This window comes from Streptomyces sp. NPDC047017 (genome assembly GCF_040644175.1).
Taxonomy (GTDB): domain Bacteria; phylum Actinomycetota; class Actinomycetes; order Streptomycetales; family Streptomycetaceae; genus Streptomyces.
In genome coordinates this window covers 24,274-41,858 of sequence record NZ_JBEYVW010000020.1, presented here as the reverse complement: position 1 = coordinate 41,858, position 17,585 = coordinate 24,274, and the positions used below count along the sequence as shown (strand labels likewise).

20 protein-coding genes are annotated in these 17,585 nt (G+C 71.6%); 7 read left to right on the top strand and 13 right to left on the bottom strand.

The annotated features are described in order from the left end of the window. Positions 1 to 48 precede the first annotated feature (48 nt). From ABZ858_RS29065 to ABZ858_RS29055, 3 genes are read right to left on the bottom strand one after another with little or no spacing between them, the layout of a single operon-like run. Positions 49 to 939: a metal ABC transporter permease gene (locus ABZ858_RS29065; protein ID WP_361384931.1), complete on the bottom strand. Its 891-nt coding sequence runs from the start codon at positions 937 to 939 to the stop codon at positions 49 to 51. Next, on the bottom strand, positions 939 to 1,706 hold the full coding sequence (locus tag ABZ858_RS29060) for a metal ABC transporter ATP-binding protein (protein ID WP_361384928.1): 768 nt from the start codon (positions 1,704 to 1,706) through the stop codon (positions 939 to 941). Before ABZ858_RS29060 ends, ABZ858_RS29065 begins: the two co-directional genes overlap by 1 nt. Before the next feature lie 20 nt (positions 1,707 to 1,726). Beyond that, positions 1,727 to 2,686, bottom strand: a complete 960-nt coding sequence (locus ABZ858_RS29055; RefSeq protein WP_361384925.1) for a metal ABC transporter substrate-binding protein — start codon at positions 2,684 to 2,686, stop codon at positions 1,727 to 1,729. Between the two features lie 184 nt (positions 2,687 to 2,870). On the opposite strand from ABZ858_RS29055, the gene ABZ858_RS29050 reads away from it, so the two are divergent. Further along, positions 2,871 to 4,253, top strand: coding sequence for a glycine--tRNA ligase (locus ABZ858_RS29050; RefSeq protein WP_361384923.1), 1,383 nt, complete (start codon positions 2,871 to 2,873; stop codon positions 4,251 to 4,253). 106 nt (positions 4,254 to 4,359) lie between these two features. On the opposite strand, the gene ABZ858_RS29045 is transcribed toward ABZ858_RS29050, so the two are convergent. Then, positions 4,360 to 5,448: a chitinase gene (locus tag ABZ858_RS29045; RefSeq protein ID WP_361384920.1), complete on the bottom strand. Its 1,089-nt coding sequence runs from the start codon at positions 5,446 to 5,448 to the stop codon at positions 4,360 to 4,362. 184 nt (positions 5,449 to 5,632) lie between these two features. Between ABZ858_RS29045 and ABZ858_RS29040 the strand changes: the two genes are divergently transcribed. Both ABZ858_RS29040 and ABZ858_RS29035 read left to right on the top strand, forming a co-directional pair. Next, positions 5,633 to 6,643 (top strand): aldo/keto reductase, encoded by a 1,011-nt coding sequence (locus ABZ858_RS29040; RefSeq protein WP_361384917.1) that lies wholly within the window; start codon positions 5,633 to 5,635, stop codon positions 6,641 to 6,643. 49 nt (positions 6,644 to 6,692) lie between these two features. Then, positions 6,693 to 7,283, top strand: a complete 591-nt coding sequence (locus tag ABZ858_RS29035) for a TetR family transcriptional regulator (RefSeq protein ID WP_361384914.1) — start codon at positions 6,693 to 6,695, stop codon at positions 7,281 to 7,283. A 60-nt stretch (positions 7,284 to 7,343) separates the two neighbouring features. Here the strand turns inward: ABZ858_RS29035 and ABZ858_RS29030 are convergent, their stop codons facing one another. The 3 genes from ABZ858_RS29030 to ABZ858_RS29020 all read right to left on the bottom strand — a co-directional run bounded on the left by ABZ858_RS29030 (position 7,344) and on the right by ABZ858_RS29020 (position 10,713). Next, positions 7,344 to 7,775 carry a hypothetical protein gene (locus ABZ858_RS29030; RefSeq protein WP_361384911.1) on the bottom strand — a complete coding sequence of 144 codons (432 nt, stop codon included), beginning with the start codon at positions 7,773 to 7,775 and terminating at the stop codon, positions 7,344 to 7,346. A 242-nt stretch (positions 7,776 to 8,017) separates the two neighbouring features. Then, positions 8,018 to 9,157 (bottom strand): serine hydrolase domain-containing protein, encoded by a 1,140-nt coding sequence (locus ABZ858_RS29025; protein WP_361384908.1) that lies wholly within the window; start codon positions 9,155 to 9,157, stop codon positions 8,018 to 8,020. Between the two features lie 122 nt (positions 9,158 to 9,279). Then, positions 9,280 to 10,713, bottom strand: coding sequence for an MFS transporter (locus tag ABZ858_RS29020; protein ID WP_361384905.1), 1,434 nt, complete (start codon positions 10,711 to 10,713; stop codon positions 9,280 to 9,282). 101 nt (positions 10,714 to 10,814) lie between these two features. Here ABZ858_RS29020 and ABZ858_RS29015 point away from each other — a divergent pair, with 101 nt between their 5' ends. Beyond that, positions 10,815 to 11,759 (top strand): helix-turn-helix transcriptional regulator, encoded by a 945-nt coding sequence (locus tag ABZ858_RS29015; protein ID WP_361384902.1) that lies wholly within the window; start codon positions 10,815 to 10,817, stop codon positions 11,757 to 11,759. A gap of 8 nt (positions 11,760 to 11,767) precedes the next feature. Here the strand turns inward: ABZ858_RS29015 and ABZ858_RS29010 are convergent, their stop codons facing one another. The 5 genes from ABZ858_RS29010 to ABZ858_RS28990 all read right to left on the bottom strand — a co-directional run bounded on the left by ABZ858_RS29010 (position 11,768) and on the right by ABZ858_RS28990 (position 14,185). Then, a complete protein-coding gene (locus ABZ858_RS29010) occupies positions 11,768 to 12,553 on the bottom strand; it encodes an alpha/beta fold hydrolase (RefSeq protein WP_361384898.1) in 786 nt (261 codons plus the stop codon). A gap of 64 nt (positions 12,554 to 12,617) precedes the next feature. Beyond that, positions 12,618 to 12,830 (bottom strand): DUF397 domain-containing protein, encoded by a 213-nt coding sequence (locus tag ABZ858_RS29005; protein ID WP_361384895.1) that lies wholly within the window; start codon positions 12,828 to 12,830, stop codon positions 12,618 to 12,620. A 51-nt stretch (positions 12,831 to 12,881) separates the two neighbouring features. Next, on the bottom strand, positions 12,882 to 13,091 hold the full coding sequence (locus ABZ858_RS29000) for a DUF397 domain-containing protein (RefSeq protein ID WP_361385221.1): 210 nt from the start codon (positions 13,089 to 13,091) through the stop codon (positions 12,882 to 12,884). A gap of 54 nt (positions 13,092 to 13,145) precedes the next feature. Then, the gene (locus ABZ858_RS28995) at positions 13,146 to 13,358 is read right to left on the bottom strand and encodes a DUF397 domain-containing protein (RefSeq protein WP_361384893.1); all 213 of its coding nucleotides are present in this window, start codon (positions 13,356 to 13,358) and stop codon (positions 13,146 to 13,148) included. Further along, on the bottom strand, positions 13,358 to 14,185 hold the full coding sequence (locus tag ABZ858_RS28990) for a helix-turn-helix transcriptional regulator (RefSeq protein WP_361384891.1): 828 nt from the start codon (positions 14,183 to 14,185) through the stop codon (positions 13,358 to 13,360). The genes ABZ858_RS28995 and ABZ858_RS28990 overlap by 1 nt, the downstream gene beginning before the upstream one ends. 103 nt (positions 14,186 to 14,288) lie before the next feature. Between ABZ858_RS28990 and ABZ858_RS28985 the strand changes: the two genes are divergently transcribed. The 3 genes from ABZ858_RS28985 to ABZ858_RS28975 all read left to right on the top strand — a co-directional run bounded on the left by ABZ858_RS28985 (position 14,289) and on the right by ABZ858_RS28975 (position 16,012). After that, positions 14,289 to 14,549: a hypothetical protein gene (locus ABZ858_RS28985; protein WP_361384889.1), complete on the top strand. Its 261-nt coding sequence runs from the start codon at positions 14,289 to 14,291 to the stop codon at positions 14,547 to 14,549. Positions 14,550 to 14,861: 312 nt separating this feature from the next. Next, complete coding sequence (locus tag ABZ858_RS28980; RefSeq protein ID WP_361384886.1) at positions 14,862 to 15,449, top strand: hypothetical protein; 588 nt, start codon at positions 14,862 to 14,864, stop codon at positions 15,447 to 15,449. A gap of 62 nt (positions 15,450 to 15,511) precedes the next feature. Next, positions 15,512 to 16,012: a hypothetical protein gene (locus ABZ858_RS28975; RefSeq protein WP_361384883.1), complete on the top strand. Its 501-nt coding sequence runs from the start codon at positions 15,512 to 15,514 to the stop codon at positions 16,010 to 16,012. A gap of 6 nt (positions 16,013 to 16,018) precedes the next feature. Here ABZ858_RS28975 and ABZ858_RS28970 read toward each other — a convergent pair whose 3' ends face one another. Beyond that, positions 16,019 to 17,464, bottom strand: coding sequence for an MFS transporter (locus ABZ858_RS28970; protein ID WP_361384879.1), 1,446 nt, complete (start codon positions 17,462 to 17,464; stop codon positions 16,019 to 16,021). Positions 17,465 to 17,585 lie beyond the last annotated feature (121 nt).

Here is a 17,585-nt window from a genome sequence, read left to right as displayed (position 1 = left end):
TGCCGGGGCCATTGTGCCAGCCCCGGCCCCGCGAGGTCAGACGCAGACCTAGACGCCCGACCCCCGCGCGGCCGGAATCGCGCACTCCGCCGGGTCCCCGGCGGGCCGTGCCGCGGCGAGCGCCCGGGCGCGGCGCCGGGCCAGCGGGGTGGCGAGGGCGGTGAGCGCGATGAACGCGGCGATGGTCAGCAGCACGATCGTCGCCCCGGGCGGCACGTCCTGGTAGTACGAGGTGACCGTGCCGCCGATCGTCACGCTCACCCCGATGGCGACGGCCACCGCGAAGGTCGCGGCGAAGCTGCGGGTGAGCTGCTGGGCGGCGGCCACCGGGACCACCATCAGGGCGCTGACCAGCAGCAGGCCGACGACGCGCATGGCGACCGTGACCGTGACCGCGGCGGTGACGGCGGTGAGCAGGTTCAGGGCGCGCACCGGCAGGCCGGTCACCCGGGCGAACTCCTCGTCCTGGCTGACCGCGAACAGCTGGCGGCGCAGGCCGAGGGTGACCAGCACCACGAAGGCCGCCAGCAGGCAGATCGCCCAGACGTCCGAGGGGGAGACCGTCGAGAGGGAACCGAACAGGTACGAGGTGAGGTTGGCGTTGGAGCCGCCGGGGGCGAGGTTGATGAACATCACGCCGCCGGCCATGCCGCCGTAGAAGAGCATGGCGAGCGCGATGTCGCCGCGGGCACGGCCGTACCAGCGGATCAGCTCCATGAGCACCGCGCCGAGCACGGAGACCGCCGTCGCCATCCACACCGGGGAGGTGGAGAGCAGGAAGCCGAGGCCGACGCCGGTCATCGCCACATGGCCGATACCGTCGCCCATCAGGGCCTGGCGGCGCTGGACGAGGTAGATGCCGATGGCGGGCGCGGTGACGCCGACCAGCACGGCGGCCAGCAGCGCCCGCTGCATGAAGGCGAAGTTCAGGAAGTCCATCAGCTCAGCAGTCCCGTGCGGATCGGATCGGCGCCGGCGGCGTCGTGCGGGTGTACGTGGTCGTGGCCGGGCAGGGCGTGCTGGCCGACCGCCTTCGGCGGGGGGCCGTCGTGCAGGACGCAGCCGTCGCGCAGGACGACCGCCCGGTCGATCAGCGGCTCCAGGGGCCCCAGTTCGTGCAGCACCAGCAGGACGGTCGTACCGGCGGCGACCTGCTGCTCAAGGGTGCGGGCCAGCACCTCCTGGCTGGCGAGGTCCACGCCGGCCATCGGCTCGTCCATGATCAGCAGTTCGGGGGCGGCGGCCAGCGCGCGGGCGATCAGCACGCGCTGCTGCTGGCCGCCGGAGAGGGCGAACGCGGAGTCCTTGGCGCGGTCCGCCATGCCGACCAGCTCCAGGGCGTGGCGCACGGCCCGGCGGTCCGCCTTGCGGAAGAGGCCGAAGCGGGTGCGGGCGAGCCGGCCGGCCGAGACGATCTCGGTGACGGTCGCGGGCACGCCCGCGGTGGCCGTGGTGCGCTGCGGCACGTAGCCCACGCGCACCCAGTCGCGGAAGCGGCGCAGCGGGGTGCCGAACAGCTCGATGGTGCCGCCGGCCAGCGGCACCTGGCCGATGACGCCGCGCACGGCCGTCGACTTGCCGGAGCCGTTGGCGCCGAGCAGCGCGACCACCTCGCCGCGGCGCACGGTGAGGTCGATGCCGCGCAGGACGGGCCGGGCACCGAGGTCGGCGCGCACCTGGCGCATGGCTATGACGGGCTCGCCCATGGTGTGCTCCCCGGTGTCCCTCACTTGGCGCCCAGGGCCTGTTGGAGGGCCTTGAGGTTGGCCTCCTGGACCGAGAAGTAGTCGGTGCCCCGGGACTTCTTCGTGATGCCTTCGAGCGGGTCGAGGACGTCGGTCTTCAGGCTCGCGTCGGCGGCGATGGTCTTGGCGGTCTTGTCGCTGACCAGCGTCTCGTAGAAGACGGTGGTGACGCCGTCGGCCTTCGCCATCTTCTCCAGGTCCTTGACCCGGGCGGCGCTCGGCTCGGACTCCGGGTCGAGGCCGTTGATGGCCTCCTCGGTCAGGCCGTAGCGCTCGGCGAGGTAGCCGAAGGCGGCGTGCGTGGTGATGAAGACCTTGGACTTGGTGTGCGCGAGGCCGTTCTTGAAGCTCGTGTCCAGCCGGTCGAGCTGCTGGACCAGGGCGGCGGTGTTCTTCTTGTAGTCCGCCGCGTGGTCCGGGTCGCCCTTCTCCAGGGCCTTGCCGACGCCCTGGGCGATCTGCGCGTAGCGGACCGGGTCCAGCCAGACGTGCGGGTCCTTGCCGCCGGACTCCTCGCCCTGGTGGGTGTCGTGCGCGGCGGCGTGGCCGCCGACCTCGTTGCCGTGCTCCTCCAGCGTGGTCAGGGCGGCGGCGTCGACCTTGGTCTTCACGTCCGACTGGGCCACGGCCTCGTCGACGGAGGGTTGCAGGCCCTTGAGGTAGAGGACGGCGTCGGACTCCTGGAGCCGCGCGGTCTGCTTCGCGCTGATCTCCAGGTCGTGCGGCTCCTGGCCGGGCTGGGTGAGGCTGGTGACGTGGACGTGGTCGCCGCCGATGCGCTCGGCGAGGAAGGCCATCGGATAGAACGACGCGACGACGTCGTACTTCCCGCTGCCGCCGGCTGCCGCGTCGGAGGAGGAGCAGGCGCTGAGGGCGCCGAGGCCGAGGGCGCAGGCCGCGGCGGCCGCGGTGCCGGATATGAGGTGTCGTCGTACGTTCATGACAGTCATTTTCAACAAAAATGGAAACCGTTGTCAACAAGCTGCCGGGAAAGCCTTCGCCGCGGTCCGGACCGGCCCGTTGTCCGGCACCGATTTGATTGAGGGGGAGCCTGCGCCGGTACTCTGAAGCATTCGCTCTGAAGCGTCTCGCTTCGTCGCCCGTCGTCGTAATGAAGAGAGCACCGTGGCCGCCGACAAGATCGACACCATCGTCAGCCTGAGCAAGCGCCGTGGCTTCGTATTCCCCTGCAGTGAGATCTACGGCGGCCAGCGCGCCGCCTGGGACTACGGCCCGCTGGGTGTCGAGCTCAAGGAGAACCTCAAGCGCCAGTGGTGGCGCTACATGGTGACGTCCCGCGAGGACGTGGTCGGCATCGACTCGTCCGTGATCCTGGCCTCCGAGGTCTGGGTGGCCTCCGGTCACGTCGCCACCTTCACGGACCCGCTGACCGAGTGCACCGCCTGTCACAAGCGGTTCCGCGCGGACCACCTGGAAGAGTCGTACGAGGAGAAGAAGGGCCACGCCCCGGCGAACGGCCTGGCCGACGTCAACTGCCCCAACTGCGGCAACAAGGGCCAGTTCACCGAGCCCAAGCAGTTCTCCGGCCTGCTCTCCACCCACCTCGGCCCCACCCAGGACACCGGCTCCGTCGCCTACCTGCGCCCGGAGACCGCCCAGGGCATCTTCACCAACTTCGCCCAGGTGCAGACCACCTCGCGCCGCAAGCCGCCGTTCGGCATCGCCCAGATGGGCAAGTCGTTCCGCAACGAGATCACGCCGGGCAACTTCATCTTCCGCACCCGCGAGTTCGAGCAGATGGAGATGGAGTTCTTCGTCAAGCCGGGCGAGGACGAGAAGTGGCAGGAGTACTGGATGGAGCAGCGCTGGAACTGGTACACGGGCCTCGGCCTGCGTGAGGAGAACATGCGCTGGTACGAGCACCCGAAGGAGAAGCTCTCCCACTACTCCAAGCGCACCGCCGACATCGAGTACCGCTTCCGGTTCGGCGGCAGCGAGTGGGGCGAGCTGGAGGGTGTCGCCAACCGCACCGACTACGACCTCTCCTCGCACGCCAAGGCCTCCGGCCAGGACCTCGCCTTCTACGACCAGGAGGCCGGCGAGCGCTGGACGCCGTTCGTCATCGAGCCCGCGGCCGGTGTCGGCCGCGCGATGCTCGCCTTCCTGCTCGACGCCTACGTCGAGGACGAGGCGCCCAACGCCAAGGGCAAGATGGAGAAGCGCACCGTGCTGCGCCTGGACCACCGCCTGGCCCCGGTGAAGGCCGCGGTGCTCCCGCTCTCCCGCAACCCCGAGCTGTCCCCGAAGGCCAAGGGCCTGGCCCAGGCGCTGCGGCAGAACTGGAACATCGAGTTCGACGACGCCGGCGCCATCGGCCGCCGCTACCGCCGCCAGGACGAGATCGGCACGCCGTTCTGCGTGACGGTCGACTTCGACACCCTGGACGACAACGCGGTCACCGTCCGCGAGCGCGACTCGATGAAGCAGGAGCGCGTGTCGCTGGACCAGATCGAGGGCTACCTGGCCGCGCGCCTGGTGGGCTGCTGATCGGGTAGCGGTACCAGAGGACGGGTACGAGAACGCCGTACGGCCGCCCCCTCGCCGGGGGGCGGCCGTACGGCGTTCCGCTTCTCCTGGCCCGGGGGCCCGGCCGTCAACGGCCCTGGAGGGCCTTCACGTTGTCGCCGAAGGTCCAGTTCTTCGAGCCGTCCCAGTTGAGCGACCAGGTCATCAGGCCCTTGAGCGAGCCGCCGTAGTGCTGCCAGGCCTGGGAGACCAGCGACGGTGCCATATAGCCGCCGCCCGCGCCGGGCTGCGCGGGCAGTCCGGGCACCTGCTTGTCGTAGGGCACCTTGACCGTGGTGCCCTGGATCACCAGGCCCTTGTTCAGGCAGTCGGTCTGCGCGGTGAAGCCCTGCACGGTGCCGGCCGCGTAGGAGTCGCCGGAGCAGCCGTACATGCTGCCGTTGTAGTACTGCATGTTCAGCCACCACAGGCGGCCGTTGTCGGCGTACTTCTTGACGATCGGCAGGTACGCGCCCCAGATCGAGCCGTAGGTGATGCTGCCGCCGGTGACGTAGGCGGTCTCCGGGGCCATCGTCAGGCCGAAGTCGGACGGCATCTGGGCGAGGACGCCGTCGATGACGCGGATCAGGTTGGCCTGCGAGGCGGAGAGCTGGCCGATGTTCCCGCTGCCGGTCAGGCCGGTCTCGATGTCGATGTCGATGCCGTCGAAGTTGTACGTCTTCAGGATCGGCACGATCGTCGCGACGAACCGGTCGGCCACCGTCCGCGAACTCAGGTCGATGCCGGCCGTCGCGCCGCCGATGGAGAGCAGGATCGTCTGCCCGGCCGCCTTGGCCGCGCACATCTCGGCCGGGGTGGCCACCTTCACGCCGCTGTCCATGCCGTCCTGCCACAGCGCCGTGCCGTCGGAGAGGATCACCGGGAAGGCCGCGTTCAGCACGTTGTAGCCGTGCGCGGCGATCCGGGAGTCGGTCACGGGGGTCCAGCCGAAGGGCGGGTGCACGCCGTTGGCCGAGCCGTCCCAGTTCTCCCAGTAGCCCTGGAGGACCTTGCCGGCCGGCCGGGACTTGACGGCGCAGGTGGCGGCCGCGGGGGCGGCGGCCGGGGTGGTGGCGGCCGCGGCGGCGGGGGACAGGGCGAGGCCCAGCGGGGCGAGGCAGGCGGCCGCCAGCGCGGCGGCGAGCAGACGGGGTGTCCGGAGCGTCCGGCGGATCATGTGCGGCCTCCCGGTGGGGTGCGGCGAGGTGGCTGAAGTGACGCAGGCATGACACTTCTCGGCCATGACAGTGCTCTGGTCCAGACCTTTCGTCAAGAGGTCTGGACCGGGGTGACCGCACAACACTCTCGCATGACAGGTGACAGATATTGAAATCTGTCACCTGTCATGCGAGAGTGGAGCCATGACCACGAACACCCGCTCCCTCGGAAACACCGGCCCCCGCGTCTTCCCCCTCGGCCTGGGCTGCATGGGCATGTCCGGGATGTACGGCGACGCCGACCGGGCCGAGTCGATCGCCACGATCCACGCCGCCCTGGAGGCCGGCGTCACCCTCCTGGACACCGGCGACTTCTACGGCATGGGCCACAACGAACTGCTGATCGGCGAGGCGCTGCGCGCCGCCCCCGCCGCGCGGCGCGAGAAAGCGCTGGTCAGCGTGAAGTTCGGGGCGCTGCGCGACCCGGACGGCGGCTGGTCCGGCTTCGACGGCCGCCCCGCCGCCGTGAAGAACTTCGCCGCGTACTCGCTCCAGCGCCTGGGCGTCGACCACATCGACGTCTACCGCCCCTCCCGCCTCGACCCGGACGTACCGGTCGAGGAGACCGTCGGCGCCATCGCCGAACTGGTCGAGAAGGGCTGGGTGCGGCACATCGGCCTGAGCGAGGTCGGCCCCGAGACCATCCGCCGGGCCGCCGCCACCGCCCCGATCAGCGACCTCCAGATCGAGTACGCGCTGATCTCCCGCGGCCCCGAGCGGGAGATCCTGCCCACCCTGCGCGAACTGGGCATCGCCGTCACCGCGTACGGCGTCCTCTCCCGCGGCCTGATCTCCGGCCACCTCACCGGGGACCGGCAGTTCGCCGCCGGTGACTTCCGCTCCTTCTCGCCCCGCTTCCAGGGCGACAACCTGCGGCACAACCTCACCCTGGTCGACTCGCTCCGGAAGATCGCCGGGCAGAAGGGCGCCACCGTCGCCCAGATCGCCATCGCCTGGGTGCTCTCCCGCGGCGAGGACATCGTCCCGCTGGTCGGCGCCCGCACCCGCGAGCGGCTGGCCGAGGCGCTCGGCGCGCTGGAGGTGACCCTCACCGAGGCCGACCTCGCCGCGATCGAGGCCGCCGTGCCCGCCGGTGCCGCCGCGGGTGAGCGGTACGCGCCGGAGCAGATGGCCATGCTCGACAGTGAACGGTGACCAGCAAGCGGCCACCGCGGTGAACACCGCGCCGGGTACGGTCTAGGGCATGGCACCGACCACCGAGACCCTGACCGCCGAGCGCATCCTCGAAGCCACCGAGGAGGTACTGCGCCGCCACGGACCGGCCAAGGCCACCGTGGTGGACGTGGCCCGCGCGCTCGGTGTCAGCCACGGCAGCGTCTACCGCCACTTCCGCACCAAGGCGGCGCTGCGGGAGGCGGTCACCAAGCGGTGGCTGGACCGGACCTCGGTCGCCCTGGCCGCGATAGCCGCCGGGGACGGGGCCGACGCCCGCGCGCGGCTGCGCGCCTGGTTCCAGGCCCTCTTCGAGGCCAAGCGCCGCAAGGCGGGCGACGACCCGGAGCTGTTCGCCACCTACTCGGTCCTCGCCGAGGAGAACGTCGAGGCGGTCGCGGAGCACATCGCCGAGCTGACCGCCCAGCTCGCCGGGATCATCGAGGCGGGAGCGGCCGCCGGAGTCCTCGCGGCCGCCGATCCGGCGGCCACCGCCACCGCCCTCTTCCACGCCACCGGCCGCTTCCACGACCCCTGCTACGCGCGGGAGTGGAAGCGGCCGGGTGTCCAGGGCGAGTTCGACGCGGTCCTGGACCTGCTGCTCAGGGGGCTGCGGCCGTAGGCGGGCCGGCTGCCGTCGTCGGCATGCCGTCGCCCGGGGCCGGGACCGCCCCCTCGGGCGTCAGTGCACCTTGACGGTCGTCGTCGAGGAGTGCGTCCTGCCGTCCGAGGTCACCACCCGCAGGTGCTCGGTGCCCTTGGTGTTGAGCTTGCCGGACAGCGAGAAGACGCCGCCCTTCTTGACCGTGGTGCTGGCGTGCAGCGTGGTCCACTTGCCGTTGTGCTGGTGCTGGAGGACCAGCTTGGTGCCGGTCTTCACGCCCTTGACGTGACCGGCGAACACGACGTTCTCCCCGGCCTTCACGGTCGTGTGGTTGGCCTTGACCGTGATCGAGCCCTTGGTCATCGGCATGGTGGTGTGCATCGGGCTCGGCTTCGCCACCGGGGCGTTGTCCGCGGCGAGGGCGCCGGCCGATCCGGCCGACAGCAGCGCGGCGGTCACGGCGCCCGCGGCGAGCGCCCGGACAGTGCGGCGGCGGTGAGTGGCAAGCATGGTGGTCTCCCGTTGTTCGACGGATGTCCCCCTGGGGCGCGATCGCATCCGGCCGGGGCCGGTCGCGCCCCTCCAGGCTTGCCCGGGATCGCCGGTACGGCGACCCGAGAGAGGTCAGAACCGGTGCGGAAAAGTACGAAGCCATGACAAACGCGCAGCTCAGCAGGGGTGGCCGATTCACCGGTTTCTTACCTTGACCTTCTCGGTCACCCAGCGTCACCGAGCCCGGGATTCCGGGCCTCTCACCCGGTCGCCCGCCAGAAGTCGCGCATCAGCCGGTTCGGTGCGGGGTCGGTCATGCAGACCTGGGACAGCAGGATCGTGACCGTGCCGGTGGACGGGACGAGGTGGGCGGTGGTGCCGGTGCCGCCGATCCAGCCGTAACGGCCGGGCACACGCCACGGATCGGTGCGGGCGACGTCGACCGCGCCGCCGTACCCCCAGCCCTGGCCCTCCAGGAACAGCGTGCCCGCCGCGCGCTGGTCCGCGGTGAGGTGATCGGTGGTCATCCTGGCCACCGAGCCGGGCCGGAGCAGCCGGTGGCCGTCCGCCGTGCCGCCGTTCAGCAGCATCCGGGCGAAGGCCAGCCAGTCGTCGGCCGTGGAGACCAGGCCCCCGGCGCCCGAGGCGAACAGCGGAACGCTGCTCCACTCGCCGTCCGGGGCGTCCACCAGGACCAGGCCGCCGTCCTCGCCGGGCCGGTACAGGCTCGTGAAGCGGTGGCGCTCGGCCGCGGGCACCGCGAAAGCGGTGTCCCGCATGCCGAGCGGCGCGAAGACCCGCTCGGCCAGGAACTCCGGCAGCGGGCGCCCGGACACGCGGGCGACCAGCAGGCCCTGGAGGGTGGAGGAGGTGCCGTACAGCCAGGCGTCGCCCGGGTGGTGCAGCATCGGGACCCGGGCCAGCTCGGCCAGCCAGGTGTCCGGGTCGGGCCGGTCCTGCATCGCGAGGGGGTTCTTCTGGATGGCGTTCAGCGCGCGCACCGCGGGGAGCGAGGCGTCGGCGTGCAGGCCCCAGCCGGTACGGGAGGTGAGCACGTCCTCCATGGTGACCGGGCGGCGCGCCGGGACCACGTCGTCCACCGGGCCGGAGGGGGTGCGCACCACCAGCGGACGCGCCAGCTCCGGCAGCCAGTCGGCCACCGGGTCCTCCAGGCCGATCAGGCCCTCGTCCACCAGCATCAGCAGGGCCGCCGCGGTGACCGGCTTGGTCAGCGAGGCGATCCGGAAGAGGGTGTCCCGGGCCATCGGGGCGGTGCCCTCGGTGTCCGCGGCGCCGGCCGCCGCCACCTCGACGTCGGCGCCGCGGGCCACCAGGCCCACCGCGCCGGGCACGGTGCCGTCCTCGACATGCCGCCGCAGGGTCTCGGGCAAAGGATGCAAAGGAGACAAAGGATGCAAAGGAGTCATCGGCCGGCCTTCCGTCCACGCAGTCGCTGTCCGTCCCCCTTACGACCGCCGCCGTGCCGGAAAGTCATCGCACGGCGCCCCGCCCGCCGCCGGGATCACCCGATCGTGCGGGGCAGCCGCAGGCTGAGCAGCCCGGTCAGGACGATTCCCGCGAGCTGCGCCAGCAGCGTGATCACCAGGGCGGCGCCCATGCCGTGGGCGGGGACCAGGGACAGGAACAGCGTGCCGAGGGTGGCCACGCCGAGGGCCAGCGCCGACTGCTGGGTGGTGACCATGACCCCGCTGCCCACCCCGGCCCGGGCGGCCGGCACCTCGGAGAGGACGATCCGGAAGATGATGGGCAGTTGCAGCGCCTGCCCCGCACCGGCCAGCGCCGTCCCGGGCAGCAGCTGCACGAGACCGAGATGCGGCCAGGAGGTGTGCGCGGCCAGCGCCATCAGGCCCACGCCCGCCAGCTGCACCACGGCGCCCGCCGTCACCACCCGGGTGCCGAACCGGGCGACCAGCCGGGGACCGGCCAGCGACACCAGGAAGAAGACGACCGCCATCGGGGCCAGCGCCAGCCCCGCCGGGACCGGACCGAGGCCCGCGCCCTGCTGGAGGGCCACCGCGATGACGAACATGAAGCCGCTGAAGCCGATGGAGAACGGCACGATCAGCGTGAGGCCGCGGCGCAGGGACAGCAGGCGGAACAGGCTCGGCGGCACCAGCGGCGTACGGCCGAGCCGATCGGCGCGCCGCTCCACCGCGTAGAACGCGCCCGCCGCCAGGGGGAAGGCGGCCAGCGACAGCCACGTCCACAGCGGCCAGCCCGCCGCGCGGCCCTCGGTGAGCGGCACCAGCAGCGTCAGCAGGGACGCCGCCAGCAGCACCGTGCCGGGGCCGTCGACCGGCTCGGGGCGCGGCGAGCGGGTCTCCGGGACGGCCCGGGAGGCCAGGACCAGGCCGGCGATCACGACGGGCACGTTCACCAGGAAGACCGAGCGCCAGCCGGTGCCCCACAGGTCGGCGGCGACCAGGACGCCGCCGAGGATCTGCCCGGCCACCATGGACAGGCCGGCCGTCGCCCCGTACAGGCCCATCGCCTTGGCGCGGCGGCGGCCGGCCGTGGCCGCCTGGATGGTGGCGAGCACCTGCGGCAGCATCGCGGCGGCCGCCGCGCCCTGCGCGATCCGCGCCCCCACCAGCGACCAGGCGTCCGGCGCGAGCCCGCAGGCCAGCGAGGTCAGGCCGAAGGCGGCCATGCCGGCGAGGAAGAGCCGGCGCCGGCCGAAGGTGTCGCCGAGCCGGCCGCCGAGGACCAGCAGGACGGCGTACGCCACCCCGTACCCGGCGACCACGAGTTCGAGGACGGACTCGCTCGCGTGCAGGTCCCTGCCCATGGTGGGCAGGGCGACGTTGACGATGAAGAAGTCGATGAGGGGCAGCGCCGCGCCCAGCAGCACCGTGAACAGGCCGAGCCCGCCCAGTGCGGGAGGCTGCTCGACGGCGGTCCGGACGACGGGTGAGGGGAGGGTTCGGGTGGTCACGCCGTCGAGCCTGCGCTCTTCCCGAGACGGGTACCAGAGTGTCGTTATCCTGGTAGCGGAAGTACCTGGCAACAGGGTCCGCGGGCGGACAGACTGGAGGCATGACCACCATGGCGCAGGCGACGCCCGTACGGGAACCGGCGCGCGGAGCGGTCCGGGAGCGGACCCCGGCGCCGGCCGGCGCGGCCGGGACCCCGCCGGTGCGGGAGGCGGAGATCCGGCGGCACGAACTGGCCGCCTTCCTGCGCCACCGCCGCGAGCACATCACCCCCGAGCGGGTCGGCCTGCCGCGCGGCTCCCGGCGCCGCACCCCGGGCCTGCGCCGCGAGGAGGTCGCGCACCTCTCGTCGGTGGGCGTCACCTGGTACACCTGGCTGGAACAGGCCCGGGACATCCAGGTCTCCGTGCAGGTCCTGGACGCCCTCGCCCGCACCCTGCTGCTGGACCCCAGCGAGCGCGCCCACCTCTTCCAGCTGGCCGGCGCCGCCGACCCGGCGCCGCTCACGGTCTGCCCGTCGGTCACCCCCGCGCTGCGGGCGCTGCTGGAGCAGATGGACCCCTTCCCGGCCTGCCTGCAGAACAGCCGGTACGACATCCTGGCCTACAACCGCAGTTACGGCCTGCTCTTCTGCGACCTGGACGCGGTGCCGCCCGAGGACCGCAACTGCATGATCCTCGCCTTCACCCACGCGGGGTGGCGCTCCTCGATGGTGCACCTGGAGGAGGCCACCCGGCTCATGGCGGCCCGCTTCCGCGCCGCGATGGCCGGCCATCTCGCCGAGCCCGCCTGGAAGTGCCTGCTCAAGAGGTTGCGCGACCAGTCCCCAGAGTTCCGCGCGGCCTGGGACCGCCACGAGGTGGTCGCCCCCTCGGGCAAGCGCAAGGAGTTCCGCAACGCCCACGTCGGCCGCGTCGTCGTCGACCACACCGACCTGTGGCTCAGCCCGGAGACCGGCCCGCGCCTGGTCACGTACGTCCCGGCGGACGATGACTCACGCGAACGCCTGGAGAAGCTGCACGCGCTGGCGCTGGAGCGGCGGCCGTAGGGTGCGGCCTACCGCGCGAGGAACGGCCCGAGGGCCGCGCTGACCTCGGTGGGTGCCTCCAGGGCGATGAGGTGGGCGGCCCCGGCGAACTCGACCAGGGTGGCGCCGGGGATCTGGGCCGCGTAGCGGCGGGCGATGTCCTGGAAGTCGGGGACGTCGAGCGTGCCGACGCCGACGAGCGTGGGCACGCGGACGGCGGCGAGGTCTCCGCTCGCGGGCCCCTGGGAGTACTCCCCGACGATGGCCTGGTTCGCCAGCGAGGTCCGCAGGGGGCCGCGCAGCCGGTCGGCCAGTGCCTCGGGTACGTCGTCCCAGTGGCGGGCGGGCCCGCGCAGCCACATGTCCAGGTTGACGCGTACGGCGGCGTCGAGGTCGCCCGCCTCCAGGCTCGCCGTCTCGGCCTCGTCGTACGCGATCATCTCCGCGGACCAGTCGTAGCGCGGCCAGGGCGCGGCGAGCATCGCCAGCGAGTGGACCCGCTCCGGGTGAGTGAGCGTGAAGTCCAGGGCCACCCGGGCACCCCACGACGCGCCCACGATCCGTACCCGCTCATGCCCCAGGTGATCCAGCAGCCGGCCCAGGTCGCCGGTCTCCCGGTACGGCCCCGTCGGCAGCCCCGACTCACCGAAGCCCCGCAGGTCGTACCGGATCACGGTGTACCGCTCCGCGAGCGCGGGCACGACCCCGTCCCACATCCGGTGATCGGCGACACCGGCGTGCACGAGCACGACGGGGGGTCCGTCACCGGCTGTGTCGTAGGAGAGGTGTCCGAGGTCATCGGTGAGGGTGATCATGCGTGGATGATGGCAGGGGGGTGGGGGAGGGGGCGACTGGATTCGAGGGGGTAGCGCGTCGGAGTCAGATGCTCCCGTACTCGCCTGCTTTGACTCCTGCGACGAAGGAGGAGAACGAGTCGGCGGGGAAGTTCAGTACCGCGCCGGTGGTGTGCTTGGAGTCGCGGACGGGGACCACGCCGTGGGAGGGGATGAGGTTGACGGCGACCTCGACACAGTCGCCGCCGTTGTTGCTGTAGGAGGACGTGAACCAGCGGGGGGTGTCGGTCGTCGTCACGAGGTGCCCTTTCGTAGCTGCTCGGTCACGGTCACGGATGCCGCTGCGGACTCAGACGGTGCCGAACTGCCCGGCCCTGACACCCGCGACGAAGGACGAGAACGAGTCGGCGGGGAAGTTCAGTACCGCGCCGGTGGTGTTCTTGGAGTCGCGGACGGGGACCATGCCGTGGGAGGTGGTGAGGTTGACGGCGACCTCGACGCAGTTGCCGCCGTTGTCGCTGTAGGAGGACGTGAACCAGCGGGGGGTGTCGGTCGTCACCATGAGGTGCCCTTTCGTAGCTGCTCGGTCACGGTCACGGATGCCGCTGCGGACTCAGACGGTGCCGAACTGTCCGGTCCTGACTCCCGCGACGAAGGACGAGAACGAGTCGGCGGGGATGTTCAGGACCGGGCCGGTGGTGTTCTTGGAGTCGCGGACGGGGACCATGCCGTGGGAGGTGGTGAGGTTGACGGCGACCTCGACGCAGGCGCCGCCGTTGTTGCTGTAGGAGGACGTGAACCAGCGGGGAGAGTCGGTCGTCGTCACTAGGTGCCCCTTCGAAGCTCTTCGATCAATTCCACGGATGCCGCCTGGCAGAGTGCTTCGGCCTGTAGTTGATGGTAGGCCGTCAGGACCGGTAGCACGGACGTGGTTTCGCGATCAAGGTGTCCCTGCGTCTGGGACTCGGCATAGCACATCATGGACCGGTCCGCCAGGGTCAGTAAATAGACGGGCAGGTCGAAGGGGCGACGTTCACCCAGCCCGTACGGCGCCACCTGCAACACCGTGTTGGGGCGTTCGGCGAACTCGATCAGCCGGTCGAACTGGGCGCGCATCACCGCGGAGCCTCCGATGGGGCGTCGAAGGCAACTCTCGTCCATCACCGCGAAGATCATCGGTGGATGGCGTCGCTCTAGAGCCTTTTGGCGCTCGGCGACAACTGCGACGCGCTCGGCGGCGTAATCGGCTGTGATGGCCCCCCGCCCCACCGCGCTGTCGGCCAACACCCGCGCGTACTCCGGTGTCTGCAACAGACCGGGAATGATCCCGATCTCGTACAGGCGGATCTCGACCGCGCGGCCTTCGTGTCCGACGTACTCGGGGAAGCCTTCCAGCAGAACCCCGTGCTTGATCTCGCGGTACTTGCGCTCGAACAAGTCCCCTGTGCCCAACGCCCGGTCGGCACTGCGCGAGAAGCGCAAAGTCGCCATCTTGCGACCAGTTTCCACAGCCGAGACATGGGTGCTGGAGTACCCCATCTCCTCGCCCAGATCTTCCTGCTTCCACCCCCTGTTCTCCCGGCAACTGCGCAGCTGTGCGCCGAAGCCGGCCTGTGGGCTGCTCTCGGGTCGAAGCTCCTTGCGATTGACCAACGCGGCACCAACTCTCCCGCCAGGACTGACACGTTGAGTGACCTCTGACTTTACGCCACGCTGATTTCGCTTGGTAGTGAAACCGCTACGGAGAGGAACGGCCATGTCCGGCACGCACAGCCCTGCCGACCCGCGAGAGCCCCGCACCCTTCCGGCCGTGGGCACCCTCATGGTGGACGCCGGCCGGGACGACGCCATAGGGGAGTTCCGTGGAGTGGCCGGCCCCTACTGGTCGCTGCGGCCGGTGTGCGGCGGCGCCGAGTGGGAGGCGGAGCCCGCCCGCGTGCGCCTCGCGAACGACGCGGAGCGCCTGCGCGCCGGGACCGCCCGCGCGAACGCCCGCAGCCGGGGCGAGATCCTGTGAGCCGCCGCCGGAAGCACGAGCGCCGTGCCGTACGCGTGAGCTACCTGGCGGCCTACTGCGGGCAGAACCGGATCGACCTGTTGGCGGCCGTCTTTGCCGAAGCGGAAGTGGAACCGAGTGCCCAGCGGACCCGGCTCGCCAGGGTCCGGGACTGGTGCGAGGACACGCGCGGTGGCGTTCGCTCGCTGTGGCGGCGGGCGCGAGCGTCCGCCGACTGGTGGCTCGCCACGCCCCGGCAGCGTCGCGCGGCGGTACGCCGGGCACAGGCGGTGCTGAGCGGTATGGAGCAGGCCCGGCGATCGGGGTGCAGCCGTGGAAAGTGACCGCTCACGGTGGGCCGAGCCGACGCCGGCCATGCGGGTGGCCACCGTCCCCCAGCCGGACGGCAAGGGCGGCTTCCCGCTCATGCTGGAGGTGCCGGACGTGGACTGCGCCTCCACCTTGTCCGTCCGCCCGGTCCGGGCCGCCGCCGCGCGGGAGGCCGCCCGAGCCGGCCAGGAGGAGATCATCGCGCGCTACCGGGCCGGCGCGCCCCTGCTCCGGATCGCGGAGGACTACGGCGTGTCCGAGACCTGGCTGCGGGCCCGGCTGGCCGAGTGGGGCGTCACCCGCCGGGCCCGCCAGATGACGCATCTGCGCCAGTGCCGTCCCGGATACGTCTTCCGGGGGCGGATGCCACGCCGGACGGCGGACGAGGTGCAGGCGGCCCGCGCGCGCTTCATCGAGTGCCGTGCCGAGGTGATCGACCGGTACCGCGAGGGTCTGGCGTCCGTCGCGTCCCTCGCCCGCGAGTTCGCCGTGACCCGCAGGTGGGTCGCTGAGCGGCTGGACGAGTGGAAGACCCCTCGCCGCGACCGGGCCGCTGCCGCAGCCCTGCGCGGCAACCGGACACGCCCGTAGTGAGACTCCGCCCCTCACCCATCCGCTTCGATCTCGTTCCGCTCATGAAGGAGGGATGTCCCATGGAGACCCGGGAACGTGCCCGGCTGAACGCGTACTTCGCCCGCATCACACGGCAGTTCGCACCTCCCGCGATACCGGCCTCGCTGCTGGTGACGCATCTCCTGCCCGAACGGCCCGCGTTCGTGCGCGCGGTCGGCGCTGTCTCGAACCTGCGAGGGGTGCTGCCCAAGCCCAAGTCCGTCGACCGTGGCGCGAAACGCGAGGTGGAACGGACGTTCGCCGTGGACGAGCTGTCCCGCGAACGATTCGCGGACCCCGTCCGGGCGGGCATCGCGCCACTGCTGCCCGGTCCCGTCCACATCGATGTGCATGACATTCCCGCGAACGACGCCAAGGGTGAGCCGGCGCACCGGCACGCGGACGTCCGGTACCTGTTCCGCACCACTGGCCCCGTGGAGATGACGTTGCAGGAGGAGGAAATCAGCGCCTCGGAGTGGCGGAGTCCTGACCTCCTTACCGACGCGCTCCTGCGGGCCCGCGTCCTCGCCGCTCTCCGGTGAGCCGGTTCACGCGCTGACGCCCGCCGCCTCGCGGACCTCGTTCTCCTGGAGGCGGTCGGCGGTGTGTTCGGCGGTGCGGCGGGCCCAGCGGCCGGAGGTGATCGCGCCCAGGGTGAGGACGGCCGCGCCGCACACCACCAGGACCCACCAGCCGGGGCGGGCGGCCGAGACGAAGGTGTCCTTGTAGGGGGAGGAGCCGACGCCGGAGGCCAGCAGGGCGCCGACGATCGCGACGCCGAGGGTCTGGCCGAGCTGGCGGCTGGTGGAGGCCACGGCGGCGGCCACCCCGGCCTGGGCGCGGGGCATGCCGGAGACGGCGGTGTTGGTGATGGGGGCGTTGACGAAGCCGAAGCCGATGCCGAACAGGACGTAGCCGATGACCAGGGTCAGGTTCGACGTCTCCGCCTCGAAGGCCGCGAACAGCACCGCGCTCACCGTCATGGCGGTCCCGGCCACCAGCAGCGGCAGCCGCGGCCCCCGGGTGCCGACCAGCCGTCCGGACAGCGGCGCGCACAGGAACGTCGGCGCCGCCATGGGCAGCATCCACAGCCCGGCGTGCAGGGCGTCCAGGCCGCGCACGTTCTGCAGGTACAGCGTGGACAGGAACAGGAAGCCGCCGAGCGCCGCGAACGCGCTGACCGCGATCACGGTGGCCCCGCTGAACGGCGCCGAGCGGAAGAAGCGCAGGTCGATGAGGGGTTCGGCGCGGCGCGGCTCGTACCACAGCAGGCCGGCCAGCGCGGCCAGCGCGACGACGGCGAACGGCACGGCCACGGCGGCGCTCGCGTCCGGCGCCTCGATGATCGCGTACGTCAGCGCGCCGAACAGGGCGATGACCAGCACCTGCCCGACCGGGTCGGGGCGGCGGGCCCGGGGCGCGCGGGACTCGGGGACGAAGCGGAGGGTGAGCAGGACCGCGACCAGGACGACCGGCAGGTTGAGCCAGAAGATCGAGCGCCAGCCCACCGACTCCACCAGCAGCCCGCCCACCAGCGGCCCGGCGGCCATCGATATGCCGACCACGGCGCCCCACACGCCGATCGCGCGGGCGCGCTCGCGCGGGTCGGTGAAGGTGTTGGTGATGATCGACATGGCGACCGGATTGAGCATCGAGCCGCCCACCGCCTGCACCATCCGGAAGACGATCAGCAGTTCCAGGCTGGGCGCGAGCGAGCACAGCAGCGAGCCGACGCCGAAGACGGCCAGCCCCACCATGAAGACCCGTTTGCGGCCGATGCGGTCGGCCGTGGAGCCCGAGAGCATCAGCAGCGACGCCAGGACGAGCGTGTAGGCGTCGATGGTCCACTGCAGACCGGACGTACTGGCGTGCAGCTCGCGCTGCATCGAGGGCAGGGCGACGTTCAGGACGGTGTTGTCCAGGCTCACGATCAGCAGGCTCATGCAGCAGATCGCGAGCACCAGCAGACGCCGGCGGTGACTCAGCTCGGGCATGCGTTCCATCGTACGTGATTCGATAGTGCGGTTAACTAATGACTGTTACATGATCCTTGGTGGACGCGACGCGATGCGATGCGGGCACGGCGCGGACGGGTGACGCGGATACGCGACAATA